Origin of the sequence: Minwuia sp. (assembly GCF_048263705.1) — a bacterium.
Taxonomy (GTDB): domain Bacteria; phylum Pseudomonadota; class Alphaproteobacteria; order Minwuiales; family Minwuiaceae; genus Minwuia.
Window position 1 is genome coordinate 35,788 of record NZ_JBLXDV010000017.1, and the last position, 17,866, is coordinate 53,653.

Genomic DNA, 17,866 nt, shown 5'->3' on the forward strand with positions numbered 1-17,866 from the left:
TGCGAGAGTGAAGATGAAGAGATCAATTGCCGCAAAGCTCTCCACGGTCGCCGTGACCGCGCTTGTGGCCGGATGCAGTCTCCTGACGGGAGTGCCCGAACGGGTCTCGATCCCGGACCGGATTGCGCAGATGCAGACATCCGACCTCAACGTGGCCGAGCCTGTCGAGATTCGCTGGAACGCGCACATGGTGCCCTGGATCACGGCCGGTTCCGACTCCGATGCCGCCTACGCACTGGGCTATGTGCATGCGCATCTCCGGCTGGGTCAGATGGAAATCGCGCGCCGCCTTGCGGCAGGACGGCTGGCCGAGGTGGCCGGACCGCTCGCCGCCGACATCGACGAGACCATACGCCTGATCGGCTATTATCGCGGCGCGGAAGAAGCCTACGACAGGCTGCCCGATGCGACCCGGCTGTGGATCGACCGGTTCGCCGAGGGCGTCAATGCCTACATCGGACGGATCGAGGAACTGCCGCACGAATACCGGCTGTTCGGGTTCGCGCCCGAGCCGTGGACGGCGATCGATATCATGGCGTTCGGACGGCTGGCCGGATCGGATGTCAACTGGCTCACCAGCATCGGCATGCTGTCGCTCACTGCGCGTCCTGACTGGCAGGACATCTGGCAGGAAGCCATGTCCTTCAACGGCGGTGCCATTCGAAGTGTGGCCGAACCCGATGACGACCGGGATGCCGCCCGCAAACTGATCATGCTACTAGACATGATCGGCGGGCATGCGCGGTCGGGCTCGAATGCCTGGGCGGTCAGCGGCGCGAAGTCCGCCAGCGGCAGCCCGATGCTGGCCACCGATCCGCACCTTGGCATTTCCGCGCCGAACATCTGGCTGCTGGCCGGCCTGAAGACCCCGACCTACGAGGTCGTGGGCATGATGCCGGCCGGGATGCCCATCTTCGGTCTCGGGCGCAACCGCGATCTGGCCTGGGGGGCGACCAACCTGCGCGCCCGATCGTCCGACCTGATCGACGTTTCCGGGTTGCCCGAAAGCGCCTTCCGGCAGGAGAAGGACGTCGTGGTCAACCGGTTCGGCTTCGACCGCGATATTGTCAGGACGGTGTCGCCGTACGGACCGCTGATCACGGATTCGCCTCTGGTCAATGATCCGAACGGGCGTCGCATTGCGCTTCGATGGGTCGGACACCAACCTTCCGATGAACTGACGGCCTACATGGACGGAGCCCGTGCCGCATCCGTCGCCGAGTTCCAGGCGGCGTTCGCCGACTATGCGATTCCGGGACTCGCATTCGTCCTGGCGGCGGCGAAAGGTGACATCGCGCTGGGGACAGCGGCCAAGATTCCGGCGCGTCCAGCGGCGGCACCGGAAAATCTTGTCCTCGACCCGCCGGTATCTGATGCGGAAGATCCCTGGAGCCGCGTCTACACGACGGCGGATCTGCCCTGGATCGTTAATCCGGAAAGGGGTTTCGTCGCCTCGGCGAACAATCCCACAGCCGATTTCGTCTCGCCGCTGACCCTGTTCGACACCCCGCCGGACCGCATATCCGTTCTGGACGCCAAACTGGGTGCGGCAAGTGATGTGGATCGGGCGTTCATGGCCCGGCTGCAGCGGAATACGCACTCACCGTCGGCACTCGTGCTGCGCGATGCCGTCGTCAAGCTGGCCACCCGTGCGGGACTCGCATCGCAGCTGCCGGCATCCCTGATCGCCTGGGACGGAGACTATGAGATCGAATCGCGCGGCGCGCTGGCGTTTGAAGCGCTGGTCGCCGCAATGACCCCGGAGGTCTACGAGGCACTGCAGCAGGAAGACGTCTACGAGGTGATCAGGCGCTGGTCCTGGTTCCGCATCAAACTGGCTGCCGACCTGCGGAAGCTGGCCCCTGAACAGGCGGCGGCGGTTTTGCGTCAGGCCATCGAGACGTCGAGGGAGACCGTGGCCGAGTTCGGTACCTGGGGCCGGATGCACCGGTTGCAGTTGCGCCATCCGCTGGCCAACGCGCCGATCATCGGCAGCCGCTATATCTTCGGTGACGTCCCGGCGGGCGGTTCGAACGAGACGGTGATGAAGTCGGCGCACAATCCAACCAGTGAACGCCATCCCGCCTTCTACGGTTCTCAGGCGCGCCAGATCTCGGACATGGCCGACCCGGATGCCAATCACTTCGTGCTTCTGGGGGGCCAGGACGGTTGGCTGAATGCGGAAGGGTTCACTGATCAGTTGCCGCTCTGGCAACGCGGCGACTACATCCGCATGCCGCTCAACCGGGCCACCGTCGAGGCGGAGTTCCAGACCGTCACCGTGCTGCGGCCGAAGCGATAGCGGTCAGCCGTTCTCGGCCTTCTTTGCCGCAACCCACAGGTCATCCATCTCCTGCAAGGACGAGTCTGCCGGTGTCCTGCTTGCATTGGCGAGGGCCTCTTCGACGGCATGGAACCGCGCCGTGAAGCGCTGGTTGGTGCCGCGCAGGGCCGCTTCGGGATCGATGCCCTTGGCGCGGGCCAGATTGGTCACCGCGAACAGCAGATCGCCGATCTCGTCACTGAGCCGCTGACGGTCGTCCCCGGCCAGTTCTGCCTTCACCTCGTCGAGCTCTTCCTCGATCTTGCCGATCACGGGCGCGATGTCGGGAAAGTCGAAACCGACACGGGCGGCGCGCTTCTGCAGTTTCTCGGCGCGGGTGAGAGCGGGCAATCCCAGTGCCACACCGTCCAGTGCGGATTCGCGCCGGCCTTCCGCGCGGGCTTTTCGCGCCCGCTCTTCGGCTTTCTGCGCTTCCCAGTTGAGGGTCTGGTCATCGGCGTTCTCGATGCCCTGCTGGTCGGCAAAGACATGCGGATGCCGTGCGATCATCTTCGCCGCAACGTGGGCGGCCACATCGCCGAAATCGAAGCTTCCGGCTTCGCTTGCCATCTGGCTGTGGAAGACGACCTGAAACAGCAGATCTCCGAGTTCGCCCTTCAGGTCGTCCATGTCCTCGCGCGCGATGGCGTCGGCGACCTCATAGGCCTCCTCGATGGTGTAGGGCGCGATGGTTGCGAACGTCTGCTCGATATCCCAGGGACAGCCCTTCTCGGTGTCACGAAGACGGGCCATCACCTCAAGCAGACGCTTCATGCCGTCGTCCGCGGTCATCAGGCGAGTGCGCGGTCGAGTTCAGCGATCAGATCCTCGACGTCCTCGACACCGACCGAAAGCCGGATCAGCGTGTCCGAGATGCCCAGTTCCGTACGCACCTCGGGCGGAATGGAGGCATGGGTCATGATGGCGGGGTGCTCGATCAGGCTTTCGACGCCGCCGAGACTTTCGGCGAGAGCAAATATCTCGCAACGCTCAAGGAATCGCCTCGCATCCTCCAGGTCCCCCTTGATGAAAGCCGTGATCATGCCGCCGAAGCCGTCCATCTGGCTCTGCGCCAGCTTGTGCTGCGGGTGGCTTTCCAGTCCCGGATAGATGACACGCTCGATCTTCGGATGGGCTTCCAGATGCCGTGCGATGGCTTCAGCCGAGGCGCAATGCTGCCGCATCCTGAGCGCCAGGGTCTTTACCCCGCGCAAGGCCAGAAAGCTGTCGAACGGCCCCAGAATGCTGCCGACCGCGTTCTGCAGGTAGAACAGGCGCTCCTTCAGGTCGGCGTTCTCGCCGATCACGACGATGCCGCCCACGACGTCGGAATGGCCGTTGAGGTACTTGGTGATCGAGTGAACGACGATGTCCGCGCCATGGTCCAGCGGCCGCTGGCAGAAGGGGGTGGCGAAGGTGTTGTCGCAGACCATCAGGATGTCGTGCTTTCGGGCGATCTCGGAAATGGCGCGGAAATCCACAAGCTTCAGCAGGGGGTTGGTCGGCGATTCGACCCAGACCATCCTCGTCTCGGGACGGATCGCCGCTTCAAAGGCAGCCGGGTCGGAAAGGTCGGCGAAGCTGAACTTCAGGCCCGCCGACCGCTTGCGCACATTTTCGAACAGGCGGTAACTGCCACCGTAGAGATCGTCCATCGCCACGACGTGATCGCCGGTATCCAGCAGTTCCAGCACGGTGCCCATCGCCGCCATGCCCGACGCGAAGGCCAGCCCATGCGCGCCGTTCTCAAGGTCTGCCAGGCAGGCCTCCAAGGCCAGGCGCGTGGGATTCTGGGTGCGGCTGTATTCGAATCCCTTGTGAACCCCCGGGCTTTCCTGGACGTAGGTCGACGTCGCGTAGATCGGCATCATGACCGCGCCGGTGGTCGGGTCGGGACGCTGTCCGGCGTGGATCGCACGCGTCGAAAAGCCCTGACGGTTCTTGAGGTCAGCCATATTCTGCTCCTGGAAAAATTCGGTCTCAAGAATGGTTCGGTTGGCGGTCGTGTCCAGCAAAACTTGACCGCCGGTGCCGTGACGTCCCGACCGTGTCCCGAAGGTACAAAAAAGTTGCAGACGAAGCGGGTGTTTCCGATCAATATATCTTCCCGAGCCATCCGGGGCAGATGAGTAACGCCTTGGCCGGGAAATGAAAAATTCAGAGATCGAGAGCCGGACAGGCCGCTCGGGCAATTCCTTCGCAAAGGTGCGGCGAGATGACTAAACACCGCGTCGTCTTTTTTCTCGTTCCGAATTTCTCGATGATCGCCTTTGCGTCGGCGCTTGAACCCCTCCGTCTGACGAACCGGACCATGGGTGAGGATACCTATGAATGGACGATCGTTTCGCTGGACGGCCAGCCGGTCGAAGCCTCCAACGGTCTGACGATCGGGGTGGACATGTCGCTGGATCACGCCCGTCAGCGCATGCTGGACGAGATCAAGCCCGAAATCATCATCGTCTGTTCCGGGGTCAAGGTGGATGCCTTCCGCAACGCCCAGTTCGATGGCTGGCTGCGATCAATGCATCGCCACGGCATCGCCATCGGCGGCCTCTGTACGGGGGCCTGGCTGCTGGCCCAGGCCGGCCTGCTGGAGGGACGGCGCTGTTCCATCCACTGGGAAACCCTGCCGGCCTTCGCTGAAAAGTTTCCGATGGCCGAGGTCCATGCGGACCTGTGCGAGATCGACGACGGCATCTACACCTGCGCCGGCGGAACGGCCGCGCTCGACATGATGCTGCATCTGATCGAGGAGCACTTCGACCAGAACGTCGTGACCAAGGTCTGCGAATACTGTCTGATCGACCGGATCCGGAACCAGCGGGACAGGCAGCGTCTGCCCCTGCAGGCGCGGCTGGGGCTGCATCATGCCAAGCTGCTGCTGATCATCGAACTGATGGAGGCCAACGTTTCGGAGCCCCTGTCGCTGTCCGAGATATCGGAATATGTCGATCTGTCGCGACGCCAGGTGGAACGCCTGTTCCGCAGGCATCTCGGGCGCTCGCCGGCGCGATATTATCTCGAGATCAGGATCGATCGGGCGCGACACCTGCTGCTGCAGTCGAACATGCCGATTGTCGATGTGGCCATTGCCTGCGGGTTCGTGTCGGCCTCGCATTTCTCGAAATGCTATCGCGAGATGTACGGTCGCTCGCCGCAGATGGAACGCGCGCAGTCCGAAGCCTTCACCTGAGGCGGGTCGGGCACCGCCCAACCGCTACGCCTTCGGGATCTCGACGATCTTGACCCAATAGTTCTCGATCACCTCGACAACCTCCATCATCGCGGCGGGTGTCACCGGTTTCGAGAGGTAGGAACTGGCACCGGCGGCGTACCCCTTCGAAATATCGATATGCTGGTTCGATGTCGTCATGATGACGACGGGCATGTCGGCAAAGGCAGGGTCGCTGCGAATTGCGGTCAGCGCCTCGAACCCGTTCATGATGGGCATGTTGATATCAAGCAGGATGATATGCGGTCGGGGATGGGCTTTCGGGTCGACGTATTCGCCTTCATGGCGCAGGTAATCCATCATTTCCTGACCGTTGCCGACGGATCGGAAGTCGTTGGCGAGTTTGCCCTTCTTGAACGCATGTTCCGTCAGGAAGATGTCTTCGGGATCGTCATCGACCATCAGAATGACGATCTCGTCCTGCCGTGATGTCTCGTTGGTCATCCGATCGTCGTTCCCTTGCCTGAAAGCCTCGGCACGTGTGTACCGCTGCAGCACGCGATTTGCGTGTAGAAGCGGAGCTCCTTACATCTTCAGGGCTGTTCTCGCGATTGGCAATATGGATCAGACGAAACTGATCTCGGGTTCGACAAACAGCAGTGTCGCCAGCAGCTTGAGGCGTGACTGGACGGCATCGCTCACCAGATGCCGGAGGGCGGCAGGCAGGCTCAATCGCAGGTTTCCGTCGTGTTTCGCCAGCGTCACATCGGAAAGCGCGCCACGGCCGCCACCGCCAAGGGTCAGCGCCAGACGCATCGCCGCGCCGGCACGCTCCGCCGCCAGAATATCGCCTTCGGACAGCACGGCGCGGGCGTCCCGGATCGAATCATCTCCGGCCTTGTGCGAGTAGCGCCGCAATATGGAGACGGCGAGAAACATGCGCTCGGCGTGATCGACACCCAGCAGCGGCGCTCTGAGGACCCGTCTGAACGACTGGGTTGCACGATAGTCGGGATGAGTGCGCCAGCCGGTATCGCAAAGCATGCCGGCTGCCCTTATCAGACGCTGAATGCGCGCTTCATCGTCTGTGAACAGCGGCATGATCCAGTCGCAGATCTCCTCGCCGGTCAGCGTGCTGAAACGAGCCTCGTGCTCGGCGATGGAACACACGCCGGCGAGCAGGGGGTCCATGGAACGCTGGCCCGTACTCAGCCCGTCGTAGTAGGTGCCCTCGCGAACGCCGTGCGCGCTGAACACAAGTTTCTCCGGTGCGAGGTGCGCGATGACGCGGTCGAGTACGATCGACGCGGAGGGCAGCACCTGCAGGCGGCGTTTGGAGACCCCCGTGGAGCCAACGAGGGACGCCGGGCTTTGCCGCGCGATCAGATCCGCCAGATCATGGGCGCGCTGCAGCGACATCTCGTACCCGTGGATGATGTTCAGGCCGTAGTTCCGCATGCCGATATCCAGCTTGGCGAAGGCCCGCCAGGTGCCGCCGACCAGATACAGCGGCTTGCCACGTTCCTTCGACAGCCATCGGTGGCGGGCGATCTCCGTGTCGACCGTCGATGCGATCACGTCGGGATCCGCTAGATCCGGCGGAAATTGCAGGGGGCCGACCGGTAACGTCGAGCCGGTCGGAACGGACCCGTCGGTCACGCGGGCGAGTTCCAGGCTGCTGCCACCCATATCGGCGACGATGCCGTCCGCATCCGGAATACCGAACAGCACCCCCATGCCGGCCAGCCGCGCTTCCTCCTCGCCGCTGAGCACCTTCAGCGAGATGCGGCATTCGGCCTGGACCCGTGAGACGAAATCCGCTCCGTCTCCGGCGTCCCGCACGGCCGCCGTCGCAAAGGCCTGAATGCGGCGCACGCCGGAGACACTCGCGATCCATTCGAACCGTTTCAGGGTCTGCAAGGCGTGTTCGACGCCGTCGGGGTTCAGCTTTCCGGTGGACGAGACACCCTTGCCGAGCGAGCAGAAGGCCTTCTCGTTCAGCATGGCGAGGGGCGCGCGTTCGTTGTCGCCGAAGATGACCAGTCGAACGGAATTGGAGCCGACGTCAATGACAGCGGTCCGGTCGGTGCCTGTGGCGGTAAGCGTATCTGGCATCAAGGATCGCTAGTCGTCATCCAGTTTCAGCATGCTCGGACCGCTGCTGCGCTCCACGGACTTGCCGCGCCCTGAGAGGCTCGGATTCGTCATGAAATATTCATGCGCGCTGAAACCCTCATCGTCCAGTTCAATTCGACGATATTCGCCGGTTGGCAGCAGTTCCCAGCTTTGCAGGTCATCTTTCAGATTGGCGACCATGATCTGATCCAGCACCTGGGCGTGCACGGTCTCGTTCTTCAGGGGAACCAGGGTCTCGACGCGCCTGTGGAAATTGCGCGGCATCCAGTCGGCGGAGGTGATGTAGAGCGTGGCGTTCCGCGACGGCATCGCCGAACCGTTCCCGAAGGCAACGATGCGGGAGTGCTCCAGAAAGCGGCCGATCAGGCTGCGCACCTTGATATTGTCCGAAAGGCCCGGAACGCCGGGACGCAGGCAGCAGATGCCGCGGATGATCAGGTCGATCTCCACACCGGCCTGGCTGGCACGATAGAGCGCATCGATGATGGTCGTGTCGACCAGACTGTTCATCTTGGCCCAGATGCCCGCCGGCCGTCCCGCCTTCGCGTGTGCGATCTCGCCCTCGATCTCCTCGATGATCCGGTCGTGCATCGTGTGCGGCGAATAGGCGATCGCCTTGAGATTCTCGGGTTTCGCGTAGCCGGTCAGGAAGTTGAAGATCGCACTCGCATCCCGGCCCAGCTGCGGATCGGCCGTGAAATAGGAGATGTCGGTATAAATCTTGGCGGTGATCGGATGATAGTTGCCCGTTCCGAAATGGGCGTACGTCCTGAGTTCTTCCTTCTCGCGTCGCACCACCAGCGAGATCTTCGCGTGGGTCTTCAGTTCCACAAAGCCGTAGACGACCTGGACGCCGGCACGTTCCAGATCGCGTGCCCAGCGGATGTTGGCCGCCTCGTCGAAGCGCGCTTTCAGTTCCACCATCGCGGTCACGCTGATGCCCGCCTCGGCGGCGGCGATCAGGGCCTGCACGATGGGCGAGTTGTCGGAGGTCCGGTAGAGCGTCTGCTTGATCGCGACGACGTTCGGGTCCTCTGCCGCCTGGCGGAGGAACTGGACCACCACATCGAAACTCTCGTAGGGGTGATGGACCACGATGTCCTTGGCACGTACGGCAGCAAAGCAGTCCCCGCCGAACTCGCGGATGCGTTCGGGAAAGCGCGCGTTGTAGGGCTTGAACAGCAGGTCGACGCGCTCGTCGACGATCACCCGGCTGATGTCCGACAGGGCCAGCATGCCGTCGATCTCGATGATGTCCTGCGGCTGTGTTTCGGTCTCCTCGACGACCAGCCGCCGCAGATGGTCGCCCATGCCCTCGGTGACCTGCAGGCGCACGATATGACCGCGCCGCCGCCGCCGGAGTGCGGATTCATAGGTTCGAACCAGATCCTCGGATTCCTCCTCGACCTCGATATCCGAGTCCCGAATGCAGCGAATCTGGCCGCGGTTGACGATTTCATAGCCCGGAAACAGCCGCGACATGTAGATTGCGATGACCTGCGAAATCGCGATGAAACGGATCTCCGAGCCAGGCAGGCGGATGAAGCGGCGTACCTGCTGCGGGATCGGCACGATGGCATCCAGCATGCGCCCGTCATCGGTGCGCTTGAGCTGGGCGATCATCGCCAGGCCGAGATTGGGGATGAAGGGAAAGGGATGCGCCGGATCAATGGCCAGCGGCGTGAGCACGGGCAGGAGCTGATCCAGGAAATGACCGTCCAGCCAGTTCGCCTCATCCTCGCTGAGCTCTCCCGCGAGCACGATGGAGATGCCATTGTCGCGCAATTCCTGCTGCAGACCTTTCCAGTAGCTTTCCTGCTTCTGGATCAGCTCGTTGGCGAACTCCCCGGCATTCTTGAGCTGCTGGGCGGCCGAGAGGCCTTCCGGGCTGACGGTCTTCACCTCCGCCTGCACGAGATCCCAGAGACCCGCATAGCGCACCATGAAGAATTCATCGAGGTTGGACGCCGAAATCGAGAGGAAGCGGACACGTTCGAGCAGGGGATGGCGCGGGTTCTGCGATTCTTCCATCACCCGCGCATTGAACTGCAGCCAAGAAATCTCCCGATTGATAAAGCGATCGGGAGATTCCAGCGTGATCGCTGACATTTCTACATCGGGGACCGCCGTGCCGGGGGCCAGTTCATTCATGTCTACCGCTCCTCAAATCCGTCCGGACGGCATGGTTTTCTTGCGTCTGCGTGACGATCGCGTGACAGTGACGGCATGAAAACTGTTTATCTCATGCGTCATGCCAAGTCCGACTGGGGCAATGCCCAGATTAGCGATCACGAGCGTCCGCTCAATGCCCGTGGACGTCATGCGGCGAAACGCATGGGCCAGTTCATGCGCGATGTCGGCATCGCGCCCGACACGGCTTTCGTATCCACCGCGACCCGCACACGATCGACCTGGGCGCTGTTGTCGGACGAAGCGGGACTTGCCGCACAGGCCCAGTTCATCGACAAACTCTATCTCGGTGCGCCGGAGACGTACAGGAAGCTGTGGTGTGCGCTTGCACCCGACGTCGGGTCGGTCCTGTTTCTGGGGCACAGTCCGGGAATCGAACAGCTGGCCCGCGAGCTCTGCGCCAACGGTGCTGATGCCGACCTGACGGCGCTTCAGCAGAAATTTCCGACCGGTGCACTGGCCGAGATCAGGTTCGAGGAGCCGTGGTCCGCGATCGGGCCGGGGACAGGAAGGCTGATGCGCTTCATCCTGCCCCGGTCCTTCGACGAGTGATGTTCATCAGGTCCTCAGCAACTCGTTGATCGAGGTCTTGGAACGGGTGCGCTCGTCGACCCGCTTGACGATCACCGCGCAATAGAGCGAAGGCGTCGGCTTTCCATCGACAACAGGGCCGGGCAGGGCACCGGGCACGACCACCGAGTAGGACGGCACGCGGCCCATGTGCACTTCGCCGGTCTCGCGGTCGACGATCTTGGTCGAGGCACCGATGTAGACGCCCATCGACAGGACGGACCCTTCCTCGACGATCACGCCCTCGGCCACTTCGGAACGCGCGCCGATGAAGCAGTTGTCCTCGACGATGACCGGCTCGGCCTGCAGCGGTTCCAGAACGCCGCCGATGCCGGCGCCGCCCGAAATATGGCAGTTCTTGCCGATCTGGGCGCACGAACCCACCGTCGCCCAGGTGTCGACCATGGTGCCGCTGTCGACGTAGGCGCCCAGATTCACGAAGCTGGGCATCAGCACCACGCCGGGCGCGATATAGGCGGAACGGCGGACGATACAGTTCGGTACCGCACGGAAACCGGCCTCGCGGAAGGCCGCGTCATCCCAGCCTTCGAACTTGCTGGGCACCTTGTCGAACCAGGTCGTGTCCTTGCCGGGACCACCGGCGATCGTGGTCATGTCGTTCAGGCGGAAGCCCAGCAGCACCGCTTTCTTCAGCCACTGGTTCACCGTCCAGCCACCGCTGGACTTCTCGGCCACGCGCGTCTTGCCGCTGTCGAGCGCGTCGAGCGCGGCATTGATCGCATCGGCCACCTCTCCCGTGGTCTGCGGTGTGATCCGGTCCCGGTCTTCCCAGGCCTGTTCGATGGTCGCTTCCAGTTGGTCGAGGCTCATGCGGTTTCTCTTTCGATGGCTGTCGTTGGGCGCGCGGACGATAGCCGCGCGATCCGGCGTGTCAATGCAGCTCAGCCGTGCTCGGCTTCGGCATCTGCTGGTCGATAGAACTCTGGGTACTGGCGCGCGACGACAGGGCTGCTTTCCGACCAGGTGTGACAGGTGTTCAGCACGCCCGGTTTGCCGCCGTCCTTGTCGGATGGGGCCATGTAATTCCGGATCGGCCAGATCGTCTGCATGGTCGCGGTCGCCATCTGCGGCAGCAATTCAACGACGTGCGTGCAGCCGGCGGTTCCGCCGATGCGTTCGCGCGCCTTGCGGTTGAACCCCGGCCCGATACGCAGACCGGCGAGGGCGCCGAAATTGGGTTCGACCTCGGTACACATCCGGTGCGGCGTGACCTCGGAATGAAGTTCGGCCGCATGAATCAGGAAGTCCGTATCCACCGTCAGGCGCAGATGCATCGTGTGCACCATGCCGTCCTCACGGCGCTCCTCCATCACACCGTAGGCTGTGGGTTTGTGGTCGGAGATCGTGCCCTCCATGTCCCACAGACCGTCTTCACGCTCATAGCCGCGGATGTCGATGGCGCGCGTGTGTCGGTGGACGCGTTTGACGGGCGGACTCAAGGCCATGGTGCGGCTCCGGAAACTGATGGCAGATCATTGCTGTTGCGGAACCTAAGGCAGGGTCATCGTCCGGTCCAGTATTGCGCTTTCATATCCGCCGGTTAAACAGCGCATATGGGTGTTCCGAATTCATGACGGCGGCTGTCGAAGGTTTTCTGCTGGGGTTGAGCCTGATCCTGGCCATCGGCGCGCAGAACGCCTTCGTGCTCCGGCAGGGATTGCTGCGTCAGCACGTTCTCCTGATCGTCCTGATCTGCGCGGCGTCCGACGCGTTGCTGATCGGGGCAGGCGTGATGGGGCTGGGATCGATCATCCGGTCCGTGCCCGGCCTGATTTTCTGGTCGACGCTCGGCGGTGTTGTTTTTCTGACTGTCTACGGTCTCTTTGCCTTCTGGCGGGCGCTGCGCCCGGATCGCCTGGAAGTTGTGGCGGGCAAGCCCCTCGGCTGGCAGGCGGCGGCATTGACCACGCTGGCGTTCACGTTCCTGAACCCGCATGTCTATCTGGATACGGTGATCATGCTGGGCGGCATTTCGGCCAGGCTGCCGATCGACCAGCGCATGCATTTCTGGATCGGTGGCGCGACCGCGTCCTTCGTGTTCTTTTTCAGCCTGGGGTACGGGGCGCGTCTGCTCGCGCCGGTGTTCGCGCGGCCCTCTGCCTGGCGCGTGCTTGACCTGCTGATCGCGCTGGTGATGTGGGTGATTGCCCTGATCCTGGCAGTGCCCCTGTTTCAGGGCGGAACGCCTTAGCTCTTGCGGAAAATCTGGGCCGCGCCCCAGCCGGTGAAACCGGCGATCAGCACCGCGAAAATGCCGTAGAACAGCGGCCACTGATGGGCGAACGTGAAGATCGCGCGTTCGATGCCCGTCTTGTCGATCAGGATCGGACTGGTCTCCGCAGCAACCACGCGTCCATCCTGAAACAGATAGACCTGCGTCACATACTGTCCGACCGGTACATTGGCCGGAAAATCGATGTTGGTCCGGTAAAGCTGACCGTTGCGGATGGAAACGCCGTTCAGGTGTTCCTGATACAGGCCGTTCTCCGATCGCAGACGGCGTATCGCGGCATCGAAACCTTCATTCGCATGGGCTGTGCTGCTGCTTTCGACCTTCAGGTTCGCGATGCCGATTTCATGACGTTTCAGCACTCGTTCGTTGGCGATCTCTTTCAGGGGGCGGTTCGCGAAAACGGCGTAGAAGCCCGGTATGTCGTTGAACGTGACGGCATCGGTGTTCACCCAGACGCCGGCGACCCGGCTCTTGCGCCGCACCGTCAGTGCCTCGGACGGGCCCTTGACCACGATCACGACGTCGCCCGGTTCGCTGATCGATCCGAACAGCAGCAACTCCTTGCCCTTGAACCCGGAATCGATGCCGATCCGCCGCTCCGAGATGTCGGAGACCATCGGCGCCTGCGCGGCCGCCGGCATCACCGTCAGAACCGAGATCAGCAGTACAAGGCGTCCCAGCATCAGTGACCCGCCAGATCGCTTGACAGGCTGAACAGATCGCTTGGCATGGTGACCAGATCGAAGCCCAGCTTGATGCAGACCGCCAGCACCATCGCCGCCAGCAGGAAACGCAGCTGTTCGCCCTTCAGATACAGCCCGACGCGCGTGCCGAACTGCGCGCCCACGACCGCACCGATCAGCAGCAGCAGCGCCAGAACGACATCGACAGTCTGCGTGTAGTACGAGTGCTGGATCGTCACCGCCGCCGTCACGAAAGTGATCTGGAACAGCGACGTGCCGACGACCACCGCGGTCGGCATGCCAAGCAGATAGATCATGGCGGGCACCATGATGAAGCCGCCGCCGACGCCCATGATGGCGGCCAGGATGCCGACAAGACATCCGACGGCCAGCGGGGGCAGGGCGCTGATGTAGAGTTTCGAGCGCTTGAACCGCATCTTGAAGGGCAGACCGTGCACCCAGTAGTGCTGCCGCATCTTCCGCCGGCGGGTCGTTCCCGCGCGCTGCCGCATCAGGGCGCGGGCGCTTTCGAAGAACATCAGACCGCCGATGATCCCCAGGAACACGACATAGCAGATCTTGATCATCAGGTCGTTCTGACCCAGCGTCTTCATCCACGTGAAGATCTGGGTGCCGATCACCGATCCGACCAGGCCGCCCGCCAGCAGCACCAGGCCCATCTTGATATCGACATTCCTGCGCCGCCAGTGGGCGAGCGCGCCCGATACGCTGGCAGCCACGATCTGATTGGCTTCGGTTGCGACGGCCACCGACGGGGGGATACCCAGAAAGATGAGCAGGGGGGTCATCAGAAACCCGCCGCCGACACCGAACATGCCTGAGAGAAATCCCACGCCCGCACCCATCCCCAGCAGCAGAAAGATGCTGACTGAGATTTCGGCGATCGGGAGATAAATCTGCACGGTGGTTCAGGCGGGTACGCGGTCTGGCGTGCGCCAGGCGGTGCGAGCTCTATTTGCGGAACAGCCGACCCATGCCAGCGGCGCGTATGTCATTTCGCTCTCCCGTTCCGGCATTGCCTGCTTCATCGGCAATACGCAGAAGTGTTCTCTCCAGCGGTCTGATGGAAACCGCAGCCCGTTGCGCATCATTCGCCGATGACCGGACATCTTCAGCCAGCTCGCTGAGTTCCTGCAGCTGACCCGGCAGATCCGAGAGCGGTCGCAGGGCGGGCTCGATGGCGCGCATATAGTCCTGAACCATCAATCGGATCTGTTCAAGCTCATCCTTGATCGGTGCGAGCGAAAAATCGCTTTCGCGCGGCGCATCCGCGAGTTCCGAAATCGGCACCAGCCCTTCCTCGTCGACGGAAAAGCACCCGGTGTTGGCGGGATGCAGGTCTGAGGGCACTTGCGCATTTCCGCTCATCGAATGTCCGACGGCGGTCTGAAGCACACGCGCCAGCCATTCCTCCAGCGGCAGCCCTACCTGTTCAGCCGCAGCCTCCGCCGCTGCCCAGAGATCTGGTCTTACATCAAAAACTGCGGATGGTATCGCGTCCGAACTGCCCATATGCCCAACCTGATTTGAAGGGATCATATAGACATGATTCGCCGGTCCGGGACAGGGCGCGATTATCCGGGTACTACCCCGACTGCTGCAATCGTGTGAGCAGGGCTTCCGTCATCCGGCCCGTCACCGGGAGCCCGTTGTCAGCCTGCCACAGGCGTATGGCCTCGCGGGTCTTCGAGCCTGGCAGGCCATCCGGTGCACCCGGGTCATACCCCCTGGCGATCAGCAGTTGCTGTATCAGCCTTACCTGGTCCCGTCTGGTGATCGGCTGTCCTTCCGACGCGGCGGCGTCGGTGCCGGTCGTTTCGGCCGGGCTTTCGGCAACAGCGCTGGATGGTTCGAAGGCGGCGATCTCGGCATCGATTTCCGCGCGTTCTTCAGGGGTCAGCAGACTGGCCACGCGGCGCACATCCTCGACCGCACCGGCGTCACCCGACATGCTCGCGAGACTGAACCAGTAGTAGGCCTGCGAAAAATTGCGCGGCACGCCGAGGCCGCCCTCATAAAGGACACCCATGTTGTACTGGGCGTCGACGACCCCCTGTTCCGCGGCCTCGCGGAACCAGCGGGCTGCCTGGAAGTAATCCGGCACGCCCGCGCGGTCGTCGACATAGACCTCGCCGAGATACTTCTGGGCGTCCGGATTTCCGGCGCGCGCGGCGGCATGCAGCCACAGTTTCGCCAGATCCAGATCGCGCGGACGGCCCAGACCCTGCCGGTACATGACGCCCAGGCCGAGTTGGGACTGCACATGACCCTGCTGCGCCGCCAGGTCGAACCAGTCGGCGGCTGTCGAATAATCCGGCGCGACCCCGATACCGTCGCGATAGCGCACGCCAAGCGCATACTGCGCATCCATGTCGCCCGCCCGGGCTTCGGCTGTCAGTTTCTCGATCTCGGTCTGGGCAGCGGGCGCAGTCTCGGCCGCCGGAGCTTCCGGTGCGGAGGCTGGTGCCGGATCCTCCGCGACGGGAGCACTCTCGATGGGAGGGGGCGATATGGCCGCAGACGGCGCGGGGGTGGTGTCCTGCGGTGGCGTTGCATCGACGCCGGGCGACCCTTCGCTTCCCGGTGTCTGGTCCGTTGCCGTCGCCGACGAAGGCAGGGTTTCCGATCCGCCTTCGTTCGGTGTGCCCTCCGGCGTGTCCGAAAGCTCGACCCCTTCGATCCGTGCCATCAGATTGTCCCAGGCCGTCGATGCCTGTGAAGCGACCCTGTCGAACTGCGGTGTGCCCGCGAACCAGAAACCACCGATCAGCAGGGCCAGAAACACAAGCGCCGCCACGAGATATCCGATCCAGGGACGGCGTCTGTCGTACCGGTCCGGATCGGCCCCGGACGCCGAACGCGAGAGGTCCAGCGGTTCGTCCAGCCTGAAGGAGCGACGTTCCGATACGTCGGGGCCAGAGCTTCGATCTCCGGCGGAAAGGGGGGGCATTGTCGACGATGGTGTCTCGTCCTGCTGCGGCGGGTCGGCGATGGGTGCATCCTCATGAACCCGATCGTCCGCCGGCTCACTGCCGACCGGACCGGCCAGCAGGGATTCCACCGGGACCAGCCGTTTGGGGCGATCAGGTGGTGCCGCCTCGTCGGGCACGGCGGAGAGCGAAATCGTCTCCCGGGCTGCGGGCTGCGGTTCCCGCGCCTCTTCACCGGGCACGGGATCAGCGGTCTCCGGTGGCTCTTCGGATACGGACGCGCCCGTATCCAGATCCCTGAAGAAGGTTTCATCATCCTCGATGCGCCTGACGCGGACATCGTCGCCTGACGTGAGATCGTGCAGCGGCTGCGCCGGGGACGGGGGCGCTTCTTCAGCCGTCGCACGCTCCGCCTCATGCTCAACGGCGGGCGCGGCGACCGCGGCCATCGTGTCCTCGCTCTCGAAAGAGTCCGTCTCCGGCTCGTGAACAGGATGAGCGTGTTCGGCGAGCGACTCGTCGATGCCGCCCTGATGGTCATCGATATCCTGAGCGATCCCGGCCTCGCGCAGATCGTCGATCTGTCCGGCCAGGCTGTTCAGCGACAGCGCAAGGGGCGCGATTGCGGCCTGGACGGCCGCCTGGATTTGCTCGCGCCCGGCCTGATCGTCCGTGTCTCGTGAAGGTCGTGCGGCACTTTCCAGCCTATCCAGCGCGTTCTGCAACGGCGCAAGTCTTTCGTCCACCTGCTGTTCCACACGGTCGATCTTGGCCGCCAGATTGACCATGCCGTTCATCAGCTTGCGCAGGTCGCCGGAGACGGACTCAAGCGCTGCTTCGGCACGTTCTGACGGCACATCGGCCGGGTCCGGCGCCTCAACCAGAGCCTGGATCGCTGCGAGCCGTTCGTTCAGGCGGGCCAGCGCATTGTTGACGGGCGTCATATCCGTGGCCGTGCCGGACGTCGTCGTCTTCAGCGCCTGCAGATCGCTGCGCAGTGCCAGCATGGTCGGATCGGAGCGCCCGTTCTTTTCCAGCTGGTCGATTTTTTTCGCGATCGCGACCAGGCCGCGCTCAAGCCGGGACTGATCGGGCAGGGCCGGCTGGGCGGGCAGGGCCTCGGCGATACGCTGCAGCCTTTCGTCCAGCGACGCCATTCTGGTGGTCAGTTCCGTCGAAGCCGGCGGGGCAGACCCCTGTGCGTTTGAAACCAGATCAACACGCCGGGCGAGTTCGGCGATCGCCCTCATGATCCGTGCCGTATCCAGGGCACTACCGGTCGGCGCCTGCGGTTCAGCCGGCTTTTCCTGGGGCTGACCGGCGTCGGCGATGGCCTGATTGAGCCACTGACCCAGCGTCATGCCGGCCGCCTTGGCCTTGGCCTTGGCGACCTCCCGCGCCTCGGGCTCAATACCTTTGACACTCCATGGCGCTGTCGATTTCATGGTGGAACTCCTGCAGGACGGCCTGGGTACGACCGGGTGATACTCTCGCCGGAGCGTAAAGGTGCCCCAACAGACGGTCATACGCAAACCTCAATCATGTAGGGCCGGATGGTGAAACCCTCGGAAATTGTGTCTCGGCCGG

Annotated in this window: 15 protein-coding genes; 4 read left to right on the top strand and 11 right to left on the bottom strand. The window is 63.3% G+C overall.

Annotated elements, in window-relative coordinates; all coding sequences use genetic code 11:
• Positions 1 to 13 precede the first annotated feature (13 nt).
• A complete protein-coding gene (locus tag ACN0X7_RS18620; protein ID WP_417519975.1) occupies positions 14 to 2,302 on the top strand; it encodes a penicillin acylase family protein in 2,289 nt (762 codons plus the stop codon).
• A 3-nt stretch (positions 2,303 to 2,305) separates the two neighbouring features.
• Here ACN0X7_RS18620 and mazG read toward each other — a convergent pair whose 3' ends face one another.
• Positions 2,306 to 3,097 carry a nucleoside triphosphate pyrophosphohydrolase gene (gene mazG / locus ACN0X7_RS18625; protein WP_417519976.1) on the bottom strand — a complete coding sequence of 264 codons (792 nt, stop codon included), beginning with the start codon at positions 3,095 to 3,097 and terminating at the stop codon, positions 2,306 to 2,308.
• A 17-nt stretch (positions 3,098 to 3,114) separates the two neighbouring features.
• On the bottom strand, positions 3,115 to 4,278 hold the full coding sequence (locus ACN0X7_RS18630; protein WP_417519977.1) for a trans-sulfuration enzyme family protein: 1,164 nt from the start codon (positions 4,276 to 4,278) through the stop codon (positions 3,115 to 3,117).
• Positions 4,279 to 4,538: 260 nt separating this feature from the next.
• Here ACN0X7_RS18630 and ACN0X7_RS18635 point away from each other — a divergent pair, with 260 nt between their 5' ends.
• Complete coding sequence (locus ACN0X7_RS18635; RefSeq protein ID WP_417519978.1) at positions 4,539 to 5,516, top strand: GlxA family transcriptional regulator; 978 nt, start codon at positions 4,539 to 4,541, stop codon at positions 5,514 to 5,516.
• A 24-nt stretch (positions 5,517 to 5,540) separates the two neighbouring features.
• Here ACN0X7_RS18635 and ACN0X7_RS18640 read toward each other — a convergent pair whose 3' ends face one another.
• From ACN0X7_RS18640 to ACN0X7_RS18650, 3 genes are all read right to left on the bottom strand, one after another.
• Complete coding sequence (locus ACN0X7_RS18640) at positions 5,541 to 5,999, bottom strand: response regulator (RefSeq protein ID WP_417519979.1); 459 nt, start codon at positions 5,997 to 5,999, stop codon at positions 5,541 to 5,543.
• 120 nt (positions 6,000 to 6,119) lie between these two features.
• Positions 6,120 to 7,610, bottom strand: a complete 1,491-nt coding sequence (locus ACN0X7_RS18645; RefSeq protein WP_417519980.1) for a Ppx/GppA family phosphatase — start codon at positions 7,608 to 7,610, stop codon at positions 6,120 to 6,122.
• 9 nt (positions 7,611 to 7,619) lie between these two features.
• On the bottom strand, positions 7,620 to 9,782 hold the full coding sequence (locus ACN0X7_RS18650) for an RNA degradosome polyphosphate kinase (protein ID WP_417519981.1): 2,163 nt from the start codon (positions 9,780 to 9,782) through the stop codon (positions 7,620 to 7,622).
• A gap of 75 nt (positions 9,783 to 9,857) precedes the next feature.
• Here ACN0X7_RS18650 and ACN0X7_RS18655 point away from each other — a divergent pair, with 75 nt between their 5' ends.
• On the top strand, positions 9,858 to 10,373 hold the full coding sequence (locus tag ACN0X7_RS18655; protein WP_417519982.1) for a SixA phosphatase family protein: 516 nt from the start codon (positions 9,858 to 9,860) through the stop codon (positions 10,371 to 10,373).
• A 6-nt stretch (positions 10,374 to 10,379) separates the two neighbouring features.
• Here ACN0X7_RS18655 and dapD read toward each other — a convergent pair whose 3' ends face one another.
• Entirely contained in the window at positions 10,380 to 11,222 is an 843-nt protein-coding gene (gene dapD, locus ACN0X7_RS18660) for a 2,3,4,5-tetrahydropyridine-2,6-dicarboxylate N-succinyltransferase (protein ID WP_417519983.1), read from the bottom strand.
• A 71-nt stretch (positions 11,223 to 11,293) separates the two neighbouring features.
• The gene (locus ACN0X7_RS18665; RefSeq protein WP_417519984.1) at positions 11,294 to 11,857 is read right to left on the bottom strand and encodes a DUF2889 domain-containing protein; all 564 of its coding nucleotides are present in this window, start codon (positions 11,855 to 11,857) and stop codon (positions 11,294 to 11,296) included.
• A gap of 125 nt (positions 11,858 to 11,982) precedes the next feature.
• Here ACN0X7_RS18665 and ACN0X7_RS18670 point away from each other — a divergent pair, with 125 nt between their 5' ends.
• A complete protein-coding gene (locus ACN0X7_RS18670; protein ID WP_417519985.1) occupies positions 11,983 to 12,603 on the top strand; it encodes a LysE/ArgO family amino acid transporter in 621 nt (206 codons plus the stop codon).
• Here ACN0X7_RS18670 and ACN0X7_RS18675 read toward each other — a convergent pair.
• From ACN0X7_RS18675 to ACN0X7_RS18690, 4 genes are all read right to left on the bottom strand, one after another.
• Positions 12,600 to 13,328, bottom strand: a complete 729-nt coding sequence (locus tag ACN0X7_RS18675; protein WP_417519986.1) for a TIGR02186 family protein — start codon at positions 13,326 to 13,328, stop codon at positions 12,600 to 12,602. The genes ACN0X7_RS18670 and ACN0X7_RS18675 overlap by 4 nt on opposite strands.
• Positions 13,328 to 14,251, bottom strand: a complete 924-nt coding sequence (locus tag ACN0X7_RS18680; protein WP_417519987.1) for a sulfite exporter TauE/SafE family protein — start codon at positions 14,249 to 14,251, stop codon at positions 13,328 to 13,330. Before ACN0X7_RS18680 ends, ACN0X7_RS18675 begins: the two co-directional genes overlap by 1 nt.
• Before the next feature lie 49 nt (positions 14,252 to 14,300).
• Positions 14,301 to 14,699, bottom strand: coding sequence for a hypothetical protein (locus ACN0X7_RS18685; protein ID WP_417519988.1), 399 nt, complete (start codon positions 14,697 to 14,699; stop codon positions 14,301 to 14,303).
• A gap of 235 nt (positions 14,700 to 14,934) precedes the next feature.
• Positions 14,935 to 17,724, bottom strand: coding sequence for a peptidoglycan-binding protein (locus ACN0X7_RS18690; protein ID WP_417519989.1), 2,790 nt, complete (start codon positions 17,722 to 17,724; stop codon positions 14,935 to 14,937).
• Positions 17,725 to 17,866: the final 142 nt, after the last annotated feature.